Here is a 21,806-nt window from a genome sequence, read left to right on the forward strand (position 1 = left end):
TAAGCATCCGTTATTGGGAGGAGAACAAGCAATGCCCAAAGACAGTGGCATCGGAGCCAGTTCCAAGCGCCGCGAAGACGTGCGCTTTCTGACCGGAGACGGCAATTATACCGACGATATTAACGTGGCCGGCCAGGCCTATGTACATTTTCTGCGTTCCGACATCGCGCATGGACGGATCAAAAGCGTCGACACCTCGGCCGCCGAGGGTATGCCCGGCGTGGTCAAGGTATTCACCGGTAAAGATTTCGAAGGTGTGGGGGGGATGCCCTGCGGCTGGGAAGTCACCGACAAGCATGGCGCGCCTATGCAAGAGCCGCCGCACCCCATACTGGCGCAAGGCAAGGTACGCCATGTGGGCGACCCGATTGTGGCGGTTGTCGCTGACAGTCTTGAACAGGCACGTGATGCCGCCGAGGCGATTGACGTCGACATCGAGGAATTGCCTGCCGTCATGGATATGAAAGCCGCCGCGCAGGATGGCGCGACGCTGGTTCATGACGATCTGAAGAACAACATCTGCTATGACTGGCAGTTGGGTGAGGCAGATGATGCCAAGGTAAATGAGGTTTTCGCCAATGCGGCGCATGTGACCACATTGGATCTTGTGAACAACCGTCTGGTGGCGAACCCGATGGAGCCGCGCGTGGCCGTAGCCGAATACAAGCGCAGCACGGATGAATACACGCTGTACACAACGTCACAAAACCCGCATGTGATCCGATTGCTGATGTGTGCATTTGTTCTGGGCTTGCCCGAACATAAGGTGCGCGTTGTGGCCCCGGATGTCGGCGGCGGCTTTGGCACCAAAATTTTCCACTATGCCGAAGAGGCGTTCTGCACCTTCGCCGCCAAGGCCTGCAACCGTGCGGTCAAATGGTCGTCCAGCCGGTCCGAGGCTTTTATGTCGGACGCCCATGGCCGCGATCACGTCAGCACCATTGAGCTGGCGCTTGATGCAGATAATAACTTTGTCGGTCTGCGCACCAACACCTTTGCCAATCTGGGCGCTTATCTGTCGACGTTCTCAAGCTCGGTTCCAACATGGCTGCACGGCACGCTGATGGCAGGCAATTACAAGACGCCGGTTATTCAGGTCAACGTGAAGGCGATGTTCACCAATACGGTGCCGGTGGATGCGTACCGGGGAGCAGGGCGGCCCGAGGCGACATTCCAACTGGAGCGTGTCGTGGACAAGGCTGCGCGCGAGTTGGGCGTCGATCCGATTGCCCTGCGCCGTCAGAACTTTGTCACCCAGTTCCCCTATGACACGCCGGTGGCGCTAACCTATGACACCGGGGACTACAACGGGACGATGGACAAGCTTGAGACTGCGGCCGATCTTGCAGGGTTTGCCGCGCGTCGTGCGGAAAGCGAGGCAAAGGGCAAGCTGCGAGGTTTGGGCATCAACTGCTATATTGAGGCTTGCGGTATCGCGCCTTCGAACATCGTTGGCATGCTTGGCGCTCGTGCGGGTCTTTATGATGCGGCGACCGTTCGGGTGAACGCGACCGGTTCGATCAGTGTCATGGTTGGTGCACACAGCCATGGGCAAGGGCATGAAACCGCCTTTCCGCAGGTTGTGGCTGACATGATCGGCATTGACGAGTCGATGGTTGAGATCGTGCATGGCGATACCTCCAAGATTCCATTCGGCATGGGCACTTATGGTTCTCGTTCGTTGGCGGTTTGCGGCTCGGCCATGGTCAAAGCAACCGAGAAAGTAATCGATAAAGCCAAGCGGATCGCGGCGCACCTGCTTGAAGCGTCCGAGGCTGATATCGAACTCAAGGACGGTCAGTTTAGTGTCGCAGGAACCGATAAATCGGTTGCTTGGGGAGATGTGACCCTCACGGCTTATGTTCCGCACAATTACCCGCTGGAGGTCGAACCGGGACTGGAGGAAACCGCGTTCTATGATCCGGCCAACTTTACTTTCCCCGCAGGGGCCTATGCCTGTGAAGTTGAGGTCGACCCGGAAACTGGACAGGTCAGCATCGAAAAGTTCACTGCCGCGGACGATTTCGGCAACATCGTCAACCCGATGATTGTGGATGGCCAAGTGCACGGTGGTATCGGTCAGGGAATTGGCCAAGCGCTGTTAGAGAATTGCGCATATGACGAGAACGGCCAGCTGCTGAGCGCCTCCTACATGGATTACGCCATGCCGCGTGCCGATGATGTTCCGTTCTATGCGGTCGACCACTCCAGCCAAACGCCCTGCACGCACAACCCGCTGGGTGTCAAAGGCTGTGGTGAGGCTGGCGCGATCGGTTCGCCGCCCGCAGTGGTGAACGCGGTGCTGGATGCGCTGAACTCGGGTGGCAAGGCGGTGGATCACATCGACATGCCAATGAGCCCATCGCGCGTTTGGGCGGCGATGAACAGCTGAGTGGTTTGGGGTGCGAGGGGCCATCCCTCGCGCTCTCCGAAATAATTACAGCCAGATGAAGGGCGGTTCCGCGCCTTTCGGAAAGGAAGACGAAATGTACAATTTCGAGTTTGAGAAACCCTCGACCATTGCGGATGCGGTTGCTGCTCTGGCGGTTGAGGATGCCCAAGCCCTAGGAGGCGGGCAAACACTGATTCCGACGCTGAAACAACGGCTGGCGGCACCTTCCGCTCTGGTCTCGCTGAGCGGGATTGCCGAGATGAAGGGTGTATGTGTCGACGACGACGGCTCGGTGTCGATTGGGGGAGCGACAACACATGCAACCGTCGCGGCAGAGGCGGCGGGCAGCTATCCTGCACTGGCGGCGTTGGCTGGTCAGATTGGTGACCCCGCGGTGCGCAATCGCGGCACCATTGGCGGTTCGGTTGCCAATAACGATCCTGCAGCTTGCTATCCGGCGGGCGTTTTGGGGTCGGGCGCGACAATTATCACCAATACGCGCCAGATTGCGGCGGATGATTTCTTTGAAGGGATGTTCTCAACCGCGCTGGATGAAGGTGAGATCATCACCACAGTCCGGTTTCCGGTGCCACAGGCGGCGAGCTACCAGAAGTTCCTCCAGCCTGCGTCGCGGTTTGCACTGGTTGGCGTCTACCTTGCACGTTTTGCGGATGGGGTGCGCGTTGCTGTGACCGGCGCCAGTGAAGACGGTGTCTTCCGTTGGTCCGAAGCGGAGGAAGCTTTGAACAAAGAGTTCAGGGCCGATGCTCTGATGGATCTACGTATCAATCCGGCAAACATGATCGGTGATCTGCATGGTAGCAAAGAATACCGCGCGCATCTTGTTGGTGTCATGACAAAACGGGCCGTCGAAGCCTGTATGTGAATGGTAGAAAACCCTTGAAGCCCCGGCCGCAAGTCGGGGCTTTTTACGTGCGGCGTAGTCTTGGAGGTTTTGAGGGCTGCCAATACGCGCCGGTGTCTTCGCGGGCTTTTTGATAGGCTTCCAGCCGTTGACGGGCCGCTTCACCTCCTGCGTCGAAAAGATGACCCAGCAGGCACTCCAGTACGGCCATTGCGCCGGCGAAACAGGAAAACGGATGCAGGGCGCGGGTGCTGACGGTGAAGGCAACATCAGGCTCGACACCTGGTGCAATCACGTCACTGTCCGAGATCAGGATCAGGCGCAGCCCCTGTTGCTTCGCAATTCGCATCGATTGGATTGTATCTGCCGAGTAGGGATGAACAGTGATGGCAATCAGGCAATCGCGATGGTCTGCGTCCAACAGATCATCAGTTGCAGATCCTACATGGCGCGGCACAAGTTGAATGCCCGGATGCGCCATGCGTCCTGTATAGGAAAAATAATATGCCAGCGCATAGCTGGCACGCGTGGCCGTCACGAAACACCGGTGAGACGTGTTCATGTACTGGATGGCCTCGCGCACTCCTTCGAGTTTCATAAGGCGCAGCGACCGTGTGACGACGTTCTGTTCGTTCTGCACCAGTTTGGCTTGAAAGGTGCCAAAAGTATCCTCGGATTGAAGGGCTGTCAGCCAATCTTGTCCCAGATCGCTTTCCCTGTCGGTAACCAGAGCATTTCGGAACGGGGTGCGGAAGGCCTCGAAACCATCGAAACCCATGCGTTGCGCCAATCGAACCAGAACATTCGAGCTGACGCCGATCCGGGTGGCTGTGGTACGAATCGGATCAAGGCCGAAGTCTCCGGGGTAGTCGATGATGTATTTGGCAGCAGCTTGCAGGGCAGCTGGCATCTGTTCAATCTCTTGACGCAGATGGTCGATGATCTGGGTTGGTGTGCTGTTCATAGCTGTAAAAGAACAAATGTTATGCAATTAGCAAGTAAAAAACAATTTTTTGCAGATTAGATAGGGCAAGTATTAGCCGAGGAATGTGCATGTCGGACTCGCAATCAAAAATCCAAACTGTTGGACGGCCCTATGTTCTTGTCGCCCCAAATGGCGCGCGGCGTGGGGTGTCGGATCACCCGGAATTACCGGTATCCACTGATCAGATCATCCAGACCGCACGCGCCTGTTTTGCGGCGGGCGCGAACGGATTGCATCTGCATATCAGGGATGCGGAGGGGCAGCATTCTCTGGACGCTGGTCAATACCGGGAAACGATGGCCGCGCTGCGTCAGAGTGTACCCGGGCTGGACTTGCAAATCACGACCGAGGCCGCGGGCGTGTTCGATGTGGTCGCCCAGTTTGCGTGTCTGGAGCAGGTGTGCCCGGATTGGGCGTCGATTTCCATACGGGAGATTGCGCGCTCGACTGAATCGGCCGACCGGGTTTACGGCCTGTGTGCTGCGCAGGGGACACGGGTGCAGCATATTCTGTACGATGCTGACGATGCCGACTTGCTGGCGCAATGGCAAAAGGCCGGAATTGTGCGTGAAAATCAGGCGGAGTGTATTTTTGTTCTGGGGCGCTATACGGCCGGCCAGCAATCTACCCCGCAGGACCTGGACAGATTTACCAAAGGGTCGTCGCCATGGATGGTGTGTGCCTTTGGCTCGCATGAACATGCCTGTCTGGCATACGCTGCTGGGGAGGGCGGGGACGTTCGCGTCGGGTTTGAAAACAGCCTGACCGATGAGAGCGGAACCCCTTGGAAAGACAATGCCGAGTCGGTGTCGGCGCTTGTTGCCAAGTTGGAAGGGGCAGTCAAATGAGTCACGTATTTCCACGCCATACAAAATCAGAGCTGCCGATCGCGGCTGGTGGGGACGGGTGTTACCTGTTTGATGCGCAGGGCCGCCGCTATCTGGATTGTGGTGATGCTGCGGTGTCGTGTCTGGGGCATTCCAATCCATCCGTCATCCGGGCAGTGCAGGAACAGGTGGAACAGATCGCCTTTGCGCATACCGGGTTCATGACCTCGGAACCGGCCGAAGCGTTGGCGGATTTGCTGGTCGAGCATGCTCCGGGTGACTTGGACCGGGTGTATTTCGTGTCGGGTGGATCCGAGGCGACCGAGGCTGCGATCAAGCTGGCGCGGCAGTACTATTTGGAAATTGGCCAGCCTGAGCGGCGACATGTAATTGCCCGGCGGCAGAGCTATCACGGGAACACTCTGGGGGCTTTGTCAGCCGGAGGTAACGCGTGGCGGCGGGCGCAGTTCGCACCGATGCTGATCGAGATGACTCATATCGCGCCCTGTTATGAATACGCGGAGAAACCCGACGGCGAGAGCAGCTTTGACTACGGTCAGCGCGTGGCCAATGAGCTTGAAGCCGAGATCCTGCGGCTGGGCCCTGATACCGTGATGGCGTTCATGGCCGAGCCGGTTGTTGGCGCGACCTTGGGCGCGGTGCCAGCGGTTGAGGGGTATTTCAAACGCATCCGCGAAATCTGCGACCAGTATGGTGTGTTGTTGATCCTGGATGAGGTGATGTGCGGTATGGGTCGGACCGGGCATCTGTTTGCCTGTGATCACGAAGGGGTTGCCCCGGATATTCTATGTATCGCCAAAGGGTTGGGCGCTGGATACCAACCCATCGGCGCGATGATGTGTACCGCACAGATTTTTGAAGCGATCCGCAATGGGTCTGGTTTTTTTCAGCACGGCCACACCTATATCGGCCATCCGGTCGCGACAGCGGCAGCCCTGGCAGTTGTCCGCGAAATGACACAACGCGATCTGCCTGCTCGGGTGGCGGTCATGGGTCAAAGGGTTCAATCCAAACTTGAGGCTGCTTTGGGCCAGCATCCGAATGTCGGAGATATCCGGGGTCGGGGATTGTTTCGGGGCATTGAACTGGTGGCGGATCGTGACACCAAGGCACCGCTTGACCCCGCGCTTGGGGTGGCTAGCAAGATCAAAAAGGCCGCGCTGGCCGAAGGCCTGATCTGCTATCCCATGTCTGGCACACGCGATGGGCAGCTGGGGGATCACATCCTGTTGGCACCGCCCTTCATCATCGAAGACGCGCAGATTGATGAGATGGTCAGCAAGCTGAGCAAGGCTATTGCGTCCGTGATCTAGCGGTATGGGACAGCGCGCTTGAAATGAAAAAAGCCCCCTTATGAAAAGGGGGCTTTGATCATTCATTCTGTGAGAACTTTATTTCTGTGGCAGAGGCCCGATCATCATGATCATCTGACGGCCCTCCATTTTGGGCATGTTTTCGATCTTGCCCAGATCCTTGACGTCTTCGGCCACGCGTTCCAACAACTCACGGCCCAGGTTCTGGTGCGCCATTTCACGACCACGGAAACGCAGGGTGACTTTGACCTTGTCGCCGTTTTCAAGAAACTTGAACACGTTGCGCATTTTCACATCATAATCATGCGTATCGGTGTTGGGTCGGAATTTGACCTCTTTCACCTCGATGATTTTTTGCTTTTTGCGTGCTTCGCTTTCGCGTTTCTGCTGTTCGTACTTGAACTTGCCGAAATCCATGATCTTGCAGACAGGCGGGTTCGCATTGGGCGAGATTTCAACCAAATCAAGTCCGACATCGGCGGCCATTTGCATTGCTTTGGCGGGATGAACCACCCCGACGTTTTCACCTTCGGCGCCAATCAGGCGAATTTCGGGGGCACGGATCTTATCATTGACGCGCGGGCCGGTGTCTCGCTGCGGCGGCGCGTTGTGAGGTCTGCGAGCTATTGGTTCATTCCTTTGATGATTGCAGAATTTCGAGCCCGAAATTTAGACTGCTGCGCGGCCCGTTTCAAGCGCCATCCGCGCGGAAATGGCTGAAATTCACAGGTTTGCAGCGGGTTTATGCGCGAGCCACGGTAATTCCAGCGGCCCGCGACAGAAGATCAGCCCACAAAGGCCTTTTCGATCACGAATTCCTTGGGTTCGGAATTGGCGCCTTCGCGCAGGCCGAACTCTTCCAGGATCGCCTTGATGTCCAGGTTGAAGGCCAGCGAACCGCAGACCATGGCACGGTCGGTGTCAGGGTTGATGCCGCCTTCGATGCCCAGATCGGCAAACACGGTCCCGTCCTTCAGCAGGTTGGTGATGCGGCCCATCTTGGGGCTCTCTTCGCGGGTCGTGGTGGGGTAATAGCGAATCTTGTCGGCAAAGCCTTCACCCATCAATTCGGCCAGCATCTCGTCCTGACGGATGCTTTCGATCAACTGACGGCCGTATTCCAGTTCCGCCACTTCGCGGCAGGTGTGTGTGATGATGACCTCGTCATAATCCTCATAGGTCTGCGGCTCGCGCAGCAGCGAAGCGAAGGGGGCAAAGCCGGTGCCGGTGGCGAAGAACCACAGGCGTTTGCCAGGCAGCAGGGCGTCATGGACCAGCGTGCCAACGGGTTTGGGCCGCAGGATGATCTGGTCACCTGGCTTGATGTGCTGCAGTTTCGAAGTCAGCGGGCCGTCCTGCACCTTGATCGAGTAGAACTCCAACTCTTCGTCCCAAGATGGCGAGGCGATGGAATATGCGCGCAACAGCGGCTTGCCGTTGTCGCCCAACAGGCCGATCATCACGAACTCACCCGAGCGGAACCGCAGCGAGGCAGGGCGCGACACCTTGAACGAGAACAGGCTGTCGGTCCAGTGTTTGACGTCGGTTACGGTCTGGGCGTCCGGCAGAACGGGGGCCTTCACGGCGGTTGCTTCGGTCACGGGCTTCATCTCTGTCATGGTTTCACTGTCGGTCAGCGTGACCGGCATCTCCGTTTAAACGTTGTTTCAAGGCAGGAAAAGGGGACAGTTTGCCCCCTTTAGTCACAAGCTGGCGATTGCGATCTCAGCCGCGCAGGCGGTCCTGATAGTGGTGATCTTTCCAGTTGGCGCGGGCCAGCCACTGATCTTCGGTCTGACGATTGGCAAGCGCGTGATCGATTTCAACCTCGTCAAAGCCACTGCGGCGGGCCATCGCGTATTGGTCGGCCAGCACATGACCCTTGGCACGCAGGCGACCGGTGTAACCTTTCAGGCGCAGGACACGCGCAATGGTGAAGCCGCGACCATCGGCCGAGGATGGAAAGTCTACACGCACCATTTTGGCGTTGCCTAGGCGGTCAAACAACTCATCCGGGTCCGTATCCGAGGCCACGTCAAGTGCGACCACATCATTGGCCGCATCTTCCAGTGTGACAAAGCCATCGGTCCAGTCATCGGGGGCGAACCCCGTATCCGTTACGATTACGTTCATGTTTTCTCTCCTGCGCGCACCATCTTACCATCGACAAAATGGATGCCGCATTCTTCCTTGTTCTGATCGCGCCAACGTCCGGCGCGGGGATCTTCGCCTTCTTTGACCGGCGAGGTGCAGGGCGCACAACCGATCGAAGGGTATCCTTTGGCCACCAGCGGATGCCGGGGCAGGTTGTTCTCTTCCATATAGGCGCGCACATCTTCGGGCGCCCAATGGGCCAGCGGGTTGACCTTGATCCGACCGGTTCCGTCCTCGACCTCAAAGAAATCCAGGGCGGACCGCGAGCCGGACTGGAACCGTTTGCGCCCGGTAATCCAGCCGTCGAATCCCGCCAGTGCCTTTTGCAGCGGGAAGGTCTTGCGCAGGTTGCAGCACGCATCCATGTCGTTCAGCCGCAAAGCACCGTATGGGTCGTCACGCTCAAGGTCTTCGTCCTCGGCCCGAATGATGCGGACATTCGACAGGCCCAAACGCTCGCTCACCTCCTGCTGGTATTCCAGCGTTTCGGTAAACAGCATTTGCGTATCCACAAACAAAACCGGTGTGGCCTTGTTCACCACTGCCGCCATATGCAGCAGCACAACCGATTCAGCTCCAAAGCTTGAGACCAGAGCAAGCTCGTCGATCTCTTCAATCGCACCGTGCATCACATCATGAGCGCTGTGATGGCGGAACTGGGCGTTCAGTGCTTCGACCTGTTCGGTCAGTTCAGCACGATCTTTACCCAGTTCCGTCTGGATTAGGTCAAGCGGCATTGGCCTGCGCCTCGGGGTAGAGGGCAGCCTTGAATGGTGCCATGCCTACCCGGCGATAGGTTTGCAGGAATTCTTCCTCTGCGCTTTCGCGTTGCTCAAGATACGTGTCAACGATGCGTTCCACGGCAGGCACGATTTCGTCATAGGCAAAGCCGGGACCCGTGCGATCGCCGATGGCCGCGTTCTCGGTGCCGTCACCACCCAGAGTGATTTGGTAGTTTTCGACGCCTGCACGGTCTAGACCCAGAATACCGATATGACCAACGTGGTGGTGACCACAGGCGTTGATGCAGCCCGAGATCTTGATCTTCAAGTGGCCGATATCATGCTCAAGCTTGAGGTCATCAAAGCGAGTCGCGATTTCCTGGGCAACAGGGATTGAGCGCGCTGTCGCCAGGGCGCAGTAGTCCATGCCAGGGCAGGCGATGATGTCGCTGATCAGGCCGATGTTGGCGGTCGCCAGCTCGTACTCTTTCAGCTTCGCGTGGATCGCGGGCAGGTCCGACTTGTGGACGTGCGGCAGGATCACGTTCTGCTCATGGCTGATGCGCAGCTCGTCATAGGCAAACTCTTCGGCCAGATCGGCCATCACGCGCATCTGCTCGGCAGTCGCGTCACCCGGTGTCGCGCCGTGTTTTTTGATCGAGATCGTAACAATCGCATGATCCGCGTTCTTGTGCGGCGCGATGTTGGTGTCGACCCACGAGCGGAAGACCGGATCGTTGGTGTAGGCGCTTTCAAACGACGCAACCGAACCTTCGCGGAAGGCAGGCGGGGCGAAGTGGCCCTTGATTTCCTCCAGCAGGGCCATATCGGCCCCTTTGAACTGCGAGCGAACCTGCAGGAAGCGTTCGTTAACCTTCGCGCGGATTGCGTCAATGCCGTGTTCATGCACGGTGATCTTGATGCGCGCCTTGTACTTGTTGTCGCGGCGACCGATCTGGTTCCACACAGAAACGGTGGCTTCGAGATACGCCAACAGGTCGTCAAAGGCGACGAATTCGGATAGTTCCTTGCCAATCATCGGCGTGCGGCCCAGACCACCACCCACGATGACGCGGGCACCCAGAACGCCGTCACGCTCGATCAGTTGCAGGCCAATGTCATGCGCCTTGATCACGGCGCGGTCCTCTTCCGAGCCGGTGATGGCAATCTTGAACTTACGCGGCATGAACTGGAATTCCGGGTGGTCGGTGGACCACTGGCGCAGAAGTTCGGCATAGGGGCGTGGATCGGCGACCTCATCAGCCGCGGCGCCGGCAAAATGGTCGGCTGTCACGTTGCGGATGGTGTTGCCCGAGGTCTGGATGGCATGCATGCCAACCTCGGCCAGCGCGTCCAGCATATCCGGAACGTCGTTCAGTTTCGGCCAGTTGTACTGAATGTTCTGGCGGGTGGTGAAATGGCCATAGCCCTTGTCCCATTTCTCGGCCAGCAGAGCCAGCTGGCGCATTTGCGCACTGGACAGCGTGCCGTAAGGGATCGCGACGCGCAGCATATAGGCGTGCAACTGCAGATACAGGCCGTTCATCAGGCGCAAGGGCTTGAATTCATCTTCGGTCAGCGAACCGTCAATGCGGCGCTCGACCTGGGCGCGGAACTGTGCGTTACGCTCTGCCAGAAAATCGTGGTCAAATTCGGAGTAGCGATACATGTCTAGCTGTCCTTAGTTGCAGCCCCGATACCAAGGGGCCTTGAAGGGGAGAGAGTAGGCCAGAGGTCAGGCCCGGGGCTGCGTTGCTGTTTCCTGCTTGCCGTGGGCATAGTTTGACGGGCCGGTACGGCGGAAATCCTCGCGGAAATGGGTGGGTTCGGGGCCGGTTGCGCCAGCGACGGCATCCGCCAGATAGGCACCGACAATCTTGTTGGCCTGGCGTTGGGCATCCAGCAAGCGAACCTGCGCATGTGCTTCGTCAGTGATCAGTTCCGCTTCGCGCAGATCACGCGACCAGCGGTCGTCCTCGGTCAGGTAAATAACGTCACCTTCCAACAGATCGTTGGCAGTCACTACTTTGGGGGTAAAAGCGCGGGCCATCAGGCGTGCTCCTTCTTGAATTCGGTCAGGGCCTGGGCCGCTTGGCGCGGGGCGAGGCCATAAAAGGTCAGGGCGGGGCCGTCCATTTCAGCGGCGGCCAGGTCATTAGGCAGTTGGTCCAGATTGGTGGCCAGAATGCGTTGGTCGGGGCGCGAGGCATTTTCGACCAGCGTCACCGGCGTGTCCCGGTCGGCACCGTGCATGATCAGGCGGCCCTGAATGAAGCGGGCGGATTTCTTACCCATATAGATCGCCGCTACGGAACCAGCACGTGCCAGTGCGGTCCAGTCGTGATCGGCAAATCCTTTCATGTCATGGCCTGTCAGGATGCGCACGGACGAGTTGCGGCCACGGCGGGTCAGGCTTTGACCAATCCCGGCGACAGCTGCCGACGCAGCAGTGATGCCAGGCACGATTTGCCAGGTGATGCCTGCGGCCTCAACTGCTTCGATCTCTTCATCCAAGCGCCCGAAAACGGTCGGATCGCCAGACTTCAACCGTACCACGCGCTGACCTTTCAGAGCGTAATCCACAAGCAGGGCATCAATGTCTTCCTGCTTCCATGACGAACCAAACCCGGCCTTGCCGACATCGACCAGAACAGCGGTCTTTCCAGCCAGTTCCAGAACCTCGGCGCTGATCAGGCGGTCATGCAGTACGACGTCAGCGCGCGCGAAGGCTTTCAGCGCCTTGAGCGTCAGCAATTCCGGATCGCCCGGACCTGCGCCGACAAAGTCGACGTGCCCTGTGCCATCATATGAATGCGTAAACTGCATGTTCTGTTCCGCTTGGTTTGACTTGACCTGCAATATAGGAAATATTCCCGGTATTGCGCCATATGGGCGACCAAATAAGGACAAATGTTCTTCTGGCATCGCCAATTGGGACGTTGGTTTCGAAACAAAGGGAAAATTGGAATGTCGGTGCGGATAGATGACACGGATCGGAAAATTTTGGCCGAGCTACAGCGCGATGCCAGCCAATCGCTGGATGAAATAGCCGCCCGTGTCGGCAGCTCCAAGACCCCCGTCTGGAATCGAATCCGCAAGCTGAAAGGGGCCGGAGTCATCGGTCAGCAGACCGTTTTGCTGGACGCCGAAGCGCTGGGGTTTGAGGCCACATTCTTCGTTCTGATCCGAACCTCTGAACATGAGGCAGAATGGCAGCGCAAGTTCCTCAAGGCCCTGCGTGACCGGCCCGAAGTGCAAGAGGCACACCGACTGGCCGGCGACATTGATTATATCCTGAAGGTGCGGGTCAAAAACGCGCGGGCCTATGACGTCTTCTATCAGACCCTAATTTCTGAGGTGCGCGTGCATAACGTGACCGCCTTGCTGTCGATGGAAGAGATCAAATCCACCACAATGCTGCCGCTGAATGCGCTGATCGAAAGCTAAAGCCGCTTAGAGCTGAACTATCAACCGGGTCAGCCCGTGGAAATGATAGGTATTCGAATACTCCGGTTCGTCGACCAAGCGCAGCTCTGGGCATCGGTCGAACAACGCTTGTAACGCAATTCGCATCTCTAACCGGGCCAGCGGGGCACCGACGCAGAAATGCAAACCGCCACCGAAACTGGTATTGGTGACAATCGGGCGCGAGGGGTCAAAGCGCCCCGGATCGCTCCAGATCAAAGGGTCACGGTTTGCGGCACCCAGTAGTAGGGCAACCTCTTCTCCACGTTTGAAGTCGTGGCCGAAAACCTCAACATCTTCATACGCATAGCGGGTGAACAAATGCAGGGGCGGATCGTAACGCAGGATTTCCTCGACCAACCTGTCCGGATCACAAGTTCGGGGATCAAATCCCAGTTGCAGAACCGTTTTCACACCGTTGCCCAATGAATGAACCGTCGCCTCATGCCCCGCATTCAGCAGCAATATGCAGGTGGCGACCAGTTCATCGTGCGAAAGCTTTTCACCCTCTTCCTCGGCCGCGATCAAGCGGGTGATCAGATCGTCCTGGGGATCGGTCCGGCGCTGTTCGATATAGTCAGTGAGGAAAAGTGTAAAATCACGCGCGGCGTCTGCGGCTTTGTCCTCGGTCTGGCGTGTCCAGCTGGCCTGATACATTGCCACCATGGCATGCGACCATCGTAACAGATCCGGCGACATTTCTTCGGGTACACCCAGAAGACGGCAGATGGTGATCACGGGAACCTGCGTGCAAAACGCGTCCAGCAGGTTGAAAGGCGTGCCGGGGAATTGGTCGATCAAGCTGTGGCTGAGGTCTTGGATGGAAGGTTCCAACGCGACAATCGCACGCGACGTAAAGGCGCGCATGACCAACGCGCGCAGCCGCGTGTGGCGGGGTGGTTCAGCCTCAAGCAGGGAATGCGCCTCGGTCATCAACCAGGGCGCCAAGTGTTCGGGCCCAGGGCGTTGCAGTTCGGTGGGAACTTCCCGACCAAAGCGGCGATCTTTCAGGAAGGCCTGTACAGCCCGGTGCGAAACTGCTGCGACCTTCTGGTAATCCTCCCAATATACAAGGTCCCCATGCGCACGAACGGCGTCATAGAACTGATAGGGGTTTTGAACAAAAACCGGTTCGACCGGGGATTGGAACACCGTCTTCATGCTCGGCAGACTTGCCATGTGGTCCGTCGAATGCAAGACCCTAAGTCATGCAAAGGGTTTGGTTGATCTTGGGTTTTCTGTGTGTCGTCGGGCTGTTGTCCGCCGGGGTGTGGTCTTATGGGTATCGGCAGGCGCTGTCGCAGCTGAGTGAAAAGGCCGAAGCGGATCTGGAATTGGCTGCAGATCGGCTCAGTACTCAGTTGCAGGTGTATCAGGAGCTGGCCGTTCTAATGTCAGGGCACCCTGAATTGCGCAACCTGAACAATCCTGTGGATTTGGCTGTTGCCCGTGCCTTGTTGCTGGAGGTTGCTGACAAAACTGCGGCTGTCGATGTTTTGTATGCTGATGCTTCGGGGCGCGTATTGGCGGCAGCGCATGACGTTGTAGGCGGCAATGTTTCGGGTCAACCTGCGTTCGAACGTGCGATGCAAGGCGCATTAGGCAGTTCCCACGGCGTCCTGCCCAAGATGGGAAGCCGGATTTTCACCTACGCTGCGCCGGACTTTGCACCCAATGGTAAAGTCTTAGGCGCTTTGATCGTCATCGCCGATGTCGAGGGTATCGAGCAGACCTGGCGCGGTAGCACCGAAGCCGTATACTTTGTTGATCGCACCGGCTTGGTGTTCATTTCCAACCGATCTGAATTGTTGTTTTGGCAACGCACAGAGGGGCAATTGGGATTGATCCCTCCGAGCGGTGAAAGGGTTGTGTTTTCCGAAACCCGCCTTGGTTCGTTCGAGTTATGGCAGCTTGGGTGGGGGCCATATCTGCCGCAGCGCGCCTTACATCTCAGTCGGGATTTGCCGGTGATCGGTATGACGGGCGAAGTGGTCATGGATGTGGCGCCCGCACGGCGACTGGCCGGATTGCAGGCGGCTACCGTTGCGGCGATCTGCCTGGCCTTTGGCGCCCTGCTGTTTCTGGCGACCGAGCGCAGGCGTACCCTGGCCGAGGCCAATTCGGAACTTGAGATTCGCGTCGCCGAGCGCACCCATGCTCTGACGGCGGTCAACACTGCTTTGCGCCGCGAGGTTCACGAGCGGCAAGAGGCTGAGGCCGCGTTGAAACACGCACAGGAGGAACTTATTCAGGCCGGCAAACTAAGCGCATTGGGTCAGATGTCGGCAGGCATCAGTCATGAATTGAATCAACCTCTGATGGCGATCCGTCAATTTGCTGACAATGGGGCTGCGTTCCTGTCGCGAGGCCGCGCAGAAAAGGCTGGCGAAAACCTGACACGCATTTCTGATATGGCCGCCCGGATGGCGCGGATCATCAAAAACCTGCGCGCTTTTGCCCGCAATGAAAGTGAACCAATGGGCAAGGTCGATCTGGTGCAGGTGATTGACACGGCTGTGGAGCTGACCGAAGCGCGCTTGCGTGCCGAGAGCGTCACGATGGAATGGCATCCCCCGGAAACGCCGGTATATGCGTGGGGCGGGGAAGTGCGACTGGTTCAGGTCTTTGTAAACCTGATCAACAACGCCGCAGACGCGATGAGCCAGCAGGATGATCGGCTTATTCGAATTGCAATCAACAACGGAAAGAAGCTGACTGTTACTGTGCGAGATATCGGGCCGGGCATTGAAAACACGGAAAAACTGTTCGAGCCGTTCTACACGACAAAGGCTGTTGGTTCGTCCGAAGGGATGGGTCTTGGCCTTTCGATCTCGTATGGTCTGGTACAGAGTTTTGGCGGTAACATTCGGGGGTCCAACGCCGGAACAGGTGCGATGTTTACAGTCGAGCTTGAATATTACCGGGAAGATAAAGTGGCATGACGCGCAAGGTTCTATTGGTCGATGATGACGCCGCCGTGCGCGAGGCATTGGCGCAGACGCTGGAATTAGCAGAATACCATCCGGTCACGGCGGGGTCGTTTGTGGCGGCCAAGGACCACATTCGCGATGATTTTCCGGGTGTGATCGTTTCGGATATCCGCATGCCGGGGCGGGACGGGTTTCATCTTTTGAACTACGCGAATGAGGTCGACCCGGAACTGCCGGTTGTTCTGTTGACAGGCGAAGGGGATATTCCCATGGCAGTGCGGGCCATGGGACAGGGCGCTTTCGATTTTCTGGAAAAACCCTGTGCGGCTGCGGACCTGCTTGAGGTGTTGAATAAGGCTTTTGCTGCTCGCGCTCAGGTTCTGGAACGGCGAGCCTTGAAGAACGAACTGATGCGCGGAGATCCGGCCGCGCGGTTGCTGTTCGGTCTATCCGCACAGGCCGAAGCGTTGAGAGAGCGTGTTCGGACTGTCGCCCCCACCGGGGCCGAGGTGCTGGTTACCGGGCCCGCAGGCAGCGGGATTTCGAAAGTGGCCGAGGTCGTTCATCTGATGTCGCCGCAGGTTCATGGCTCGTTCGTGAAACAGCCGTCATCGGGTTTGACGCCTGAGGCGCTGATCCAGGTCTGCGAAGATGCCGCGGGGGGATCACTGTTTTTGGATGAGATTTCAGCTATGCCAGAGGCCACTCAGTATGCCGCGCTGGAGTTGGTCGAGCAGGGCGTGGGCGCGCGTATTTTGGCGGGCACAACGGCGGATTTGGCCGCACTGTCTGCTGAGGGGCGGTTTCATGCGGACCTGTTCTATCGCTTGGATGTGATGCGCGTGCGCATTCCGTCTTTGGCGGAACGGCCTGAGGATATACCGGTGATCTTTCGCCATTATGTGGCTCAGGCCGCCGAACAGTCGGGCATTGCGGAACCCGAGATAACTTCGGATCATCTCGCCACGCTCATGGTCAGAGAATGGCCAGGGAACGCGCGATCCTTGATGTCAGCGGCGATGCGGTTTGTTCTGGGGATGCCCGAAGAGGTTTCACAAGCCGTCGACTTGGGGCTGAGCGAACAGATGGCGCGGGTTGAGAGGTCATTGCTGATTGCAGCGCTGGGGCGGCACAACGGCAAGGCATCAGAGGCGGCAAAGGCGCTGAAGCTGCCGCGCAAAACCTTCTATGACAAACTGGCCAGATATCAGATTCGCCCAGAGGATTACCGCAGGTAGTCACAGGTTCTCCCGCCCCCCCTTTGACCGCATTATCATGCGGTTAAATGCGTTGGGCAGGGCAGCCCGCTGGTGCGAGCTGCGGTTGGATCAAGCCAAGAGAGACGTGATTCTTTCGAAGTGATTCGAGAGAAGTGCGAGAATCCGCACAACGATCGTCAGGCGTGTGCGGATTTTCACACAGCGGGTCATGTTTCGTTATAGGTAAATCGAAAGCGCACCATTTAACAGATTAATTTAAAAGGGAAAAAATTCGAATGTGGCGCGCTGTAACAAATCGTTGAGCCGTACCTGCTGATTCAGTTCACTTCCCGGCATCCGGCGCTGATCAAGCGCCAATTGGAGTATCTAGGAAGTCCGGGAGGAAAAGGCTGATGAAATTTCTGACAACCGCTGCAACGGCGATTGCACTGTCCGCAATTGCGACGACTGGCATGGCGGCTTGCGACGATGGTGAAATCGTTGTGAAGTTTGCGCATGTGACGAACACTGATAAGCACCCCAAAGGCATCGCGGCATCGCTGCTGGAACAGCGCGTGAATGATGAGATGAACGGCGTGATGTGCGTTGAGGTCTATCCGAACTCAACACTTTATAACGACGACAAGGTGCTTGAGGCGATGCTGCAGGGCGACGTGCAATTGGCTGCACCGTCGCTGTCGAAATTCGAGAAGTTCACTAAGCAGTTCCGCCTGTTTGACCTGCCGTTCATGTTCAAGAACATCGACGCTGTGGATGCATTCCAGGCCTCGGCGGAAGGTCAGGCAATGAAAGACAGCATGCAGCGCCGTGGCCTGCAAGGTCTGGCGTTCTGGCACAATGGTATGAAGCAGATGTCGGCCAACAAACCGCTGGTTGATCCGTCGGATGCGGATGGCCTGAAGTTCCGCGTTCAGTCTTCGGACGTGCTGGTTGCACAGATGGAGGCCATCGGCGGCAGCCCGCAGAAAATGGCATTCTCGGAAGTGTACGGCGCGCTGCAACAGGGCGTTGTGGACGGGCAGGAAAACACCTGGTCGAACATCTATGGCAAGAAGTTCTTTGAGGTGCAGGACGGCATCACCGAGACCAACCACGGCATTATCGACTATCTGGTCGTGACCTCGGTGGATTGGCTGGACAGCCTTGATCCTGAAGTGCGTGAACAGTTTCTGACCATTCTGGCAGAGGTTACCGAGACCCGGAACAAAGAAGCCTTTTCTGTGAACGAAGCGGCCAAAGCCTCGATCACCGACGCGGGTGGAATCATTCGTGATCTGAACCCCGAACAGCGTCAGGCCTGGGTCGATGCGATGAAACCGGTTTGGGACAAGTTCGCCGACGACGTGGGTCAGGACAAGATCGACGCTGCTCAGGCAATCAACGCCGGGTTCTGATCCCGGTTGAGGCCGCGCGTCAGGGGGCTGGGGAGTTGCTGACGCGCAGGCCGGGCGGGCCGACATAACAGGCCCGCCCGCTATCACTCTCATCACAAAAAATTTGCGGGGACTAAAGAGATGTCTGGTGCGAAATCCGGCCAAGGCGGGCTGGTCGACCATATCGAAGAAACCCTGATCGCGTTGTTGCTGGGCCTGATGACGGTCGTGACCTTTGCCAATGTGATCGCGCGGTTCGTGTTCAATTCCAACATTCTGTGGGCGCTTGAGCTGACGGTGTTCACCTTTGGCTGGCTGGTGCTGCTGGGGGCGTCATATGCGGTGAAAAAGCACGCGCATCTGGGTGTGGATGCCATCCTGAATATGCTGGCCCCGGCGCCACGTCGTGTTCTGGCGTTAGTTGCAGTGGGGTGCTGTCTGGTGTTTTCGCTGCTGATGCTCAAAGGCGCGTATGACTATTGGGCTGTATTCGCTGATCTGCCGCCCACGTCGGGCCGTTGGTTCCCGACAGGTTTCAATTTCGACGCCCGTAGTCAGAGTTTCTACGAGGTCGACGATATCCCCATGGTCGCGCCGCTGCGATTCCTGGAAGCGATGATCAACTACGACGAGGCCTACGAGAAACTGCCTAAAGTCGTCCCGTATTTCATCCTACCGTTGTCGATGCTGCTGCTGGTGATCCGCTTTACGCAGGCCGCCATTCAGATTTGGCGGGGCGAGGCCGATCGCATTGTCGCCAGCCATGAGGTTGAGGACGAGATCGAAGAAGTGCGCGCTCAGCAAGGAGAGCATGACTGATGGACGTTGTATTCCTTTTCTCGATGGTCATCGGCCTGCTGCTGATCGGGGTTCCGATTGCGGTGGCTCTGGGCCTAAGCTCGACCCTGTTCCTGCTGATGTATTCCGACAGTTCGCTGGCTTCGGTGGCTGGCACGTTGTTCGAAGCGTTTGAGGGGCATTTCACACTGCTGGCGATCCCGTTCTTTATCCTCGCGTCATCATTCATGACGACGGGCGGTGTAGCGCGGCGGATCATCCGGTTTTCGATTGCCTGTGTGGGCCATTTGCCGGGCGGTCTTGCAATTGCGGGCGTGTTTGCCTGTATGTTGTTCGCGGCGCTGTCCGGATCGTCTCCGGCGACTGTTGTGGCCATCGGCTCGATTGTGATCGCCGGGATGCGCCAGGTGGGCTATTCCAAGGAATTCGCCGCCGGTGTGATCTGTAACGCGGGTACGCTGGGCATTCTGATCCCACCGTCAATCGTGATGGTTGTGTATGCCGCGGCCGTTGAAGTCTCGGTCGGGCGTATGTTCCTTGCCGGTGTTATTCCGGGCCTGATGGCCGGTCTGATGCTGATGATCACCATCTATGTCATGGCAAAGGTCAAGAACCTGCCGAAAGGTGAATGGAAAGGGTGGGGCGAGGTCTTTACTTCGGCGCGCGAAGCCGGTTGGGGTCTGTTCCTGATCGTCATCATCCTTGGCGGGATCTATGGCGGTATCTTTACCCCAACCGAAGCTGCGGCTGTGGCTGCCGTCTATGCGTTCCTGATTGCTAGCTTTGTCTACAAGGATATGGGGCCGCTTAGCACGGAAGATGGTCAGGCGAACCTGCCGCTGATCAAGAAACCCTATGCACTGATCACGGCCTTCTTCCACCCTGACACCAAACACACCTTGTTCGAGGCTGGTAAACTGACCGTCACGCTGCTGTTCGTCATTGCCAACGCCCTGATCCTCAAGCACGTGTTGACGGACGAACAGGTGCCACAGCATATCGCCAGCGCCATGTTGTCGGCGGGTCTGGGACCGGTGACGTTCCTGATCGTGGTAAACGTGATCTTGCTGATCGGTGGTCAGTTCATGGAGCCCTCGGGCCTGCTGGTCATCGTTGCACCACTGGTCTTTCCGATTGCGATTGAGCTGGGCATCGACCCAATCCATCTGGGCATCATCATGGTGGTGAACATGGAGATCGGGATGATCACGCCCCCAGTCGGTTTGAACCTGTTCGTGACATCCGGCGTGGCGGGCATGCCGATGATGGGTGTGGTGAAGGCGGCGCTGCCGTTCCTGGCCGTTCTGTTCGTCTTCCTGATCATGGTGACGTATATCCCGTGGATATCGACCTTCCTGCCCAATACCTTCATGGGGCCGGAAATCATAACGAACTAGCGAAGAGAACCCTTCGTTCAGGCCGGGCAGCGCAATCTGCCCGGCCTTTTTCTTTGCCAGCCACTTGAAGTTGTGGCCAACCTTCCCACATCGGTGGCAGAGGACGACCTCCCCATTAGGGTGATCATTCGGGACGACCCGAAGAGTTTCGAGGTGTCCTTATGTCCTGGATTTATCTGTTGTTCGCTGGCCTGCTTGAAATCGTGTGGGCCGTCGCCATGAAGCAATCCGCGGGTTTCACGCGGCTTTGGCCGACCGCCATCATGGGGGTGTCCATGGTTGGCTCGTTCGGTTTGCTGGCCATGGCGATGCGTACACTGCCCTTGGGCACGGCCTACGTCATCTGGACCGGCATCGGCGCAGTAGGGGCGTTTCTTGTCGGAATCATGCTGTTGGGCGAAACAGTAAATGCCGCGCGTATCATCGCGGCGGTTCTGATCGTGACAGGTCTGGTGACAATGAAACTGGCCTGAGCTGCCGCTCAGGCCTTTTGCAGCGCATCAATAATGCCCGAGAAGTCCTGCGCCTTCAGGCTGGCGCCACCGACAAGCGCGCCGTCCACATTCGACACGGCAAAGATATCGGCGGCATTGTCGGGCTTGACCGACCCCCCATACAGCAGGCGCACGGACCGCCCGACTCCTTCACCGAAGCGCCGCTCCAGACGGTTGCGGATAAAATCGTGAACCTCTCCGATTTCGTCCAGCGTAGGCACCTTTCCAGTGCCGATGGCCCAGATCGGCTCATAAGCGACGATCAGATTCTCACCGGTCGACTGATCCGGGATCGAACCCGACAATTGGCCGCCGATGATATCCAGCGTATTGGCGGCCTCACGCTGTTCCAGACTTTCGCCGACGCAAATGATCGCCTTCAACCCGGCATCCATGGCTGCGCGGGCCTTGGCGCGGACGGTTTCGTTCTGTTCACCGTGATCTTCGCGACGTTCGGAATGGCCCAGAATGACGGCATTGGCTCCGGCATCGACTAGCATATCCGCGCTGATATCACCCGTGTGCGCGCCCGAGGGCGCAGCGTGACAGTCCTGTCCTCCCGTGGCGACACCGGTCTCGCGTACAGTTTCGGCGGCACGGTGCAGCATTGTTGCAGGCGGGCAGATCAGAATGTCGATCGTCGGCGAAGGAAAGGCGCGCGCCAGAGCGTCCAACTCGCTCAGCGCTGCTGTGGTTCCGTTCATCTTCCAATTCCCAGCTGCCAGCTTGCGCCGCATATCCCGATCTCCTTGAAATTCGTAAATTCTGGAACCGGATAGCATTGCCAGCTCGGGCTGACAATTGCGGTTCCAGCGCAGCCATCAAAACGGCAGCTTCCACCGCAGTCGAA

The 21,806-nt window shown here is 57.8% G+C and carries 21 protein-coding genes; 11 read left to right on the forward strand and 10 right to left on the reverse strand.

The features are described from left to right. Window positions 1-31: 31 nt before the first annotated feature. On the forward strand, window positions 32-2,392 hold the full coding sequence (locus ACR0B8_RS04025; RefSeq protein ID WP_480657680.1) for a xanthine dehydrogenase family protein molybdopterin-binding subunit: 2,361 nt from the start codon (window positions 32-34) through the stop codon (window positions 2,390-2,392). Window positions 2,393-2,486: 94 nt separating this feature from the next. Further along, window positions 2,487-3,278: an FAD binding domain-containing protein gene (locus tag ACR0B8_RS04030; protein ID WP_170348546.1), complete on the forward strand. Its 792-nt coding sequence runs from the start codon at window positions 2,487-2,489 to the stop codon at window positions 3,276-3,278. Between the two features lie 43 nt (window positions 3,279-3,321). On the opposite strand, the gene ACR0B8_RS04035 is transcribed toward ACR0B8_RS04030, so the two are convergent. After that, window positions 3,322-4,221, reverse strand: coding sequence for a MurR/RpiR family transcriptional regulator (locus tag ACR0B8_RS04035; protein WP_226688511.1), 900 nt, complete (start codon window positions 4,219-4,221; stop codon window positions 3,322-3,324). Window positions 4,222-4,310: 89 nt separating this feature from the next. On the opposite strand from ACR0B8_RS04035, the gene ACR0B8_RS04040 reads away from it, so the two are divergent. Continuing rightward, on the forward strand, window positions 4,311-5,090 hold the full coding sequence (locus ACR0B8_RS04040) for a beta-keto acid cleavage family enzyme (RefSeq protein ID WP_226688510.1): 780 nt from the start codon (window positions 4,311-4,313) through the stop codon (window positions 5,088-5,090). Next, window positions 5,087-6,403: an aspartate aminotransferase family protein gene (locus ACR0B8_RS04045; protein ID WP_226688509.1), complete on the forward strand. Its 1,317-nt coding sequence runs from the start codon at window positions 5,087-5,089 to the stop codon at window positions 6,401-6,403. The genes ACR0B8_RS04040 and ACR0B8_RS04045 overlap by 4 nt, the downstream gene beginning before the upstream one ends. A gap of 78 nt (window positions 6,404-6,481) precedes the next feature. Here ACR0B8_RS04045 and infC read toward each other — a convergent pair whose 3' ends face one another. The 7 genes from infC to cobA all read right to left on the reverse strand — a co-directional run bounded on the left by infC (window position 6,482) and on the right by cobA (window position 12,105). Then, the gene (gene infC, locus ACR0B8_RS04050) at window positions 6,482-7,072 is read right to left on the reverse strand and encodes a translation initiation factor IF-3 (RefSeq protein WP_437436676.1); all 591 of its coding nucleotides are present in this window, start codon (window positions 7,070-7,072) and stop codon (window positions 6,482-6,484) included. A gap of 116 nt (window positions 7,073-7,188) precedes the next feature. After that, a complete protein-coding gene (locus tag ACR0B8_RS04055; RefSeq protein WP_170358241.1) occupies window positions 7,189-8,022 on the reverse strand; it encodes a ferredoxin--NADP reductase in 834 nt (277 codons plus the stop codon). 106 nt (window positions 8,023-8,128) lie between these two features. After that, window positions 8,129-8,536 (reverse strand): DUF934 domain-containing protein, encoded by a 408-nt coding sequence (locus tag ACR0B8_RS04060; RefSeq protein WP_170348550.1) that lies wholly within the window; start codon window positions 8,534-8,536, stop codon window positions 8,129-8,131. Next, a complete protein-coding gene (locus ACR0B8_RS04065; protein WP_170348551.1) occupies window positions 8,533-9,294 on the reverse strand; it encodes a phosphoadenylyl-sulfate reductase in 762 nt (253 codons plus the stop codon). The genes ACR0B8_RS04060 and ACR0B8_RS04065 overlap by 4 nt, the downstream gene beginning before the upstream one ends. Next, entirely contained in the window at window positions 9,284-10,948 is a 1,665-nt protein-coding gene (locus ACR0B8_RS04070) for a nitrite/sulfite reductase (RefSeq protein WP_170358243.1), read from the reverse strand. Before ACR0B8_RS04070 ends, ACR0B8_RS04065 begins: the two co-directional genes overlap by 11 nt. Before the next feature lie 66 nt (window positions 10,949-11,014). After that, complete coding sequence (locus tag ACR0B8_RS04075) at window positions 11,015-11,329, reverse strand: DUF2849 domain-containing protein (protein ID WP_170348553.1); 315 nt, start codon at window positions 11,327-11,329, stop codon at window positions 11,015-11,017. Continuing rightward, complete coding sequence (gene cobA, locus ACR0B8_RS04080; RefSeq protein ID WP_413247478.1) at window positions 11,329-12,105, reverse strand: uroporphyrinogen-III C-methyltransferase; 777 nt, start codon at window positions 12,103-12,105, stop codon at window positions 11,329-11,331. Before cobA ends, ACR0B8_RS04075 begins: the two co-directional genes overlap by 1 nt. A gap of 141 nt (window positions 12,106-12,246) precedes the next feature. Here cobA and ACR0B8_RS04085 point away from each other — a divergent pair, with 141 nt between their 5' ends. Then, window positions 12,247-12,726, forward strand: coding sequence for an Lrp/AsnC family transcriptional regulator (locus ACR0B8_RS04085; RefSeq protein WP_170348555.1), 480 nt, complete (start codon window positions 12,247-12,249; stop codon window positions 12,724-12,726). Between the two features lie 6 nt (window positions 12,727-12,732). Here the strand turns inward: ACR0B8_RS04085 and ACR0B8_RS04090 are convergent, their stop codons facing one another. Then, on the reverse strand, window positions 12,733-13,905 hold the full coding sequence (locus ACR0B8_RS04090) for a cytochrome P450 (RefSeq protein WP_226688806.1): 1,173 nt from the start codon (window positions 13,903-13,905) through the stop codon (window positions 12,733-12,735). Between the two features lie 47 nt (window positions 13,906-13,952). Between ACR0B8_RS04090 and ACR0B8_RS04095 the strand changes: the two genes are divergently transcribed. From ACR0B8_RS04095 to ACR0B8_RS04120, 6 genes are all read left to right on the forward strand, one after another. Continuing rightward, a complete protein-coding gene (locus ACR0B8_RS04095) occupies window positions 13,953-15,686 on the forward strand; it encodes a sensor histidine kinase (RefSeq protein WP_480657677.1) in 1,734 nt (577 codons plus the stop codon). Next, window positions 15,683-16,912: a sigma-54-dependent transcriptional regulator gene (locus ACR0B8_RS04100; protein ID WP_170358252.1), complete on the forward strand. Its 1,230-nt coding sequence runs from the start codon at window positions 15,683-15,685 to the stop codon at window positions 16,910-16,912. The genes ACR0B8_RS04095 and ACR0B8_RS04100 overlap by 4 nt, the downstream gene beginning before the upstream one ends. 374 nt (window positions 16,913-17,286) lie before the next feature. Further along, window positions 17,287-18,288 carry a DctP family TRAP transporter solute-binding subunit gene (locus ACR0B8_RS04105; protein WP_302476798.1) on the forward strand — a complete coding sequence of 334 codons (1,002 nt, stop codon included), beginning with the start codon at window positions 17,287-17,289 and terminating at the stop codon, window positions 18,286-18,288. A 120-nt stretch (window positions 18,289-18,408) separates the two neighbouring features. Then, on the forward strand, window positions 18,409-19,086 hold the full coding sequence (locus tag ACR0B8_RS04110; RefSeq protein ID WP_480657675.1) for a TRAP transporter small permease: 678 nt from the start codon (window positions 18,409-18,411) through the stop codon (window positions 19,084-19,086). Beyond that, on the forward strand, window positions 19,086-20,462 hold the full coding sequence (locus ACR0B8_RS04115) for a TRAP transporter large permease (protein ID WP_480636501.1): 1,377 nt from the start codon (window positions 19,086-19,088) through the stop codon (window positions 20,460-20,462). Before ACR0B8_RS04110 ends, ACR0B8_RS04115 begins: the two co-directional genes overlap by 1 nt. Before the next feature lie 161 nt (window positions 20,463-20,623). Then, window positions 20,624-20,935 carry a DMT family transporter gene (locus ACR0B8_RS04120; RefSeq protein WP_170358254.1) on the forward strand — a complete coding sequence of 104 codons (312 nt, stop codon included), beginning with the start codon at window positions 20,624-20,626 and terminating at the stop codon, window positions 20,933-20,935. 8 nt (window positions 20,936-20,943) lie between these two features. Here the strand turns inward: ACR0B8_RS04120 and tpiA are convergent, their stop codons facing one another. Next, window positions 20,944-21,693, reverse strand: a complete 750-nt coding sequence (tpiA, locus tag ACR0B8_RS04125) for a triose-phosphate isomerase (RefSeq protein ID WP_170505146.1) — start codon at window positions 21,691-21,693, stop codon at window positions 20,944-20,946. Window positions 21,694-21,806 lie beyond the last annotated feature (113 nt).

It is taken from the genome of Ruegeria sp. BH6, assembly GCF_056538105.1.

Coding starts and splice junctions, on each gene's coding strand:
- ACR0B8_RS04025 (WP_480657680.1), top strand. CDS start 32: ATGCCCAAAGACAGTGGCATCGGAGCCAGTTCCAAGCGCCGCGAAGAC.
- ACR0B8_RS04030 (WP_170348546.1), top strand. CDS start 2,487: ATGTACAATTTCGAGTTTGAGAAACCCTCGACCATTGCGGATGCGGTT.
- ACR0B8_RS04035 (WP_226688511.1), bottom strand. CDS start 4,221: ATGAACAGCACACCAACCCAGATCATCGACCATCTGCGTCAAGAGATT.
- ACR0B8_RS04040 (WP_226688510.1), top strand. CDS start 4,311: ATGTCGGACTCGCAATCAAAAATCCAAACTGTTGGACGGCCCTATGTT.
- ACR0B8_RS04045 (WP_226688509.1), top strand. CDS start 5,087: ATGAGTCACGTATTTCCACGCCATACAAAATCAGAGCTGCCGATCGCG.
- ACR0B8_RS04055 (WP_170358241.1), bottom strand. CDS start 8,022: ATGACAGAGATGAAGCCCGTGACCGAAGCAACCGCCGTGAAGGCCCCC.
- ACR0B8_RS04060 (WP_170348550.1), bottom strand. CDS start 8,536: ATGAACGTAATCGTAACGGATACGGGGTTCGCCCCCGATGACTGGACC.
- ACR0B8_RS04065 (WP_170348551.1), bottom strand. CDS start 9,294: ATGCCGCTTGACCTAATCCAGACGGAACTGGGTAAAGATCGTGCTGAA.
- ACR0B8_RS04070 (WP_170358243.1), bottom strand. CDS start 10,948: ATGTATCGCTACTCCGAATTTGACCACGATTTTCTGGCAGAGCGTAAC.
- ACR0B8_RS04075 (WP_170348553.1), bottom strand. CDS start 11,329: ATGGCCCGCGCTTTTACCCCCAAAGTAGTGACTGCCAACGATCTGTTG.
- cobA (WP_413247478.1), bottom strand. CDS start 12,105: ATGCAGTTTACGCATTCATATGATGGCACAGGGCACGTCGACTTTGTC.
- ACR0B8_RS04085 (WP_170348555.1), top strand. CDS start 12,247: ATGTCGGTGCGGATAGATGACACGGATCGGAAAATTTTGGCCGAGCTA.
- ACR0B8_RS04090 (WP_226688806.1), bottom strand. CDS start 13,905: ATGAAGACGGTGTTCCAATCCCCGGTCGAACCGGTTTTTGTTCAAAAC.
- ACR0B8_RS04095 (WP_480657677.1), top strand. CDS start 13,953: ATGCAAAGGGTTTGGTTGATCTTGGGTTTTCTGTGTGTCGTCGGGCTG.
- ACR0B8_RS04100 (WP_170358252.1), top strand. CDS start 15,683: ATGACGCGCAAGGTTCTATTGGTCGATGATGACGCCGCCGTGCGCGAG.
- ACR0B8_RS04105 (WP_302476798.1), top strand. CDS start 17,287: ATGAAATTTCTGACAACCGCTGCAACGGCGATTGCACTGTCCGCAATT.
- ACR0B8_RS04110 (WP_480657675.1), top strand. CDS start 18,409: ATGTCTGGTGCGAAATCCGGCCAAGGCGGGCTGGTCGACCATATCGAA.
- ACR0B8_RS04115 (WP_480636501.1), top strand. CDS start 19,086: ATGGACGTTGTATTCCTTTTCTCGATGGTCATCGGCCTGCTGCTGATC.
- ACR0B8_RS04120 (WP_170358254.1), top strand. CDS start 20,624: ATGTCCTGGATTTATCTGTTGTTCGCTGGCCTGCTTGAAATCGTGTGG.
- tpiA (WP_170505146.1), bottom strand. CDS start 21,693: ATGCGGCGCAAGCTGGCAGCTGGGAATTGGAAGATGAACGGAACCACA.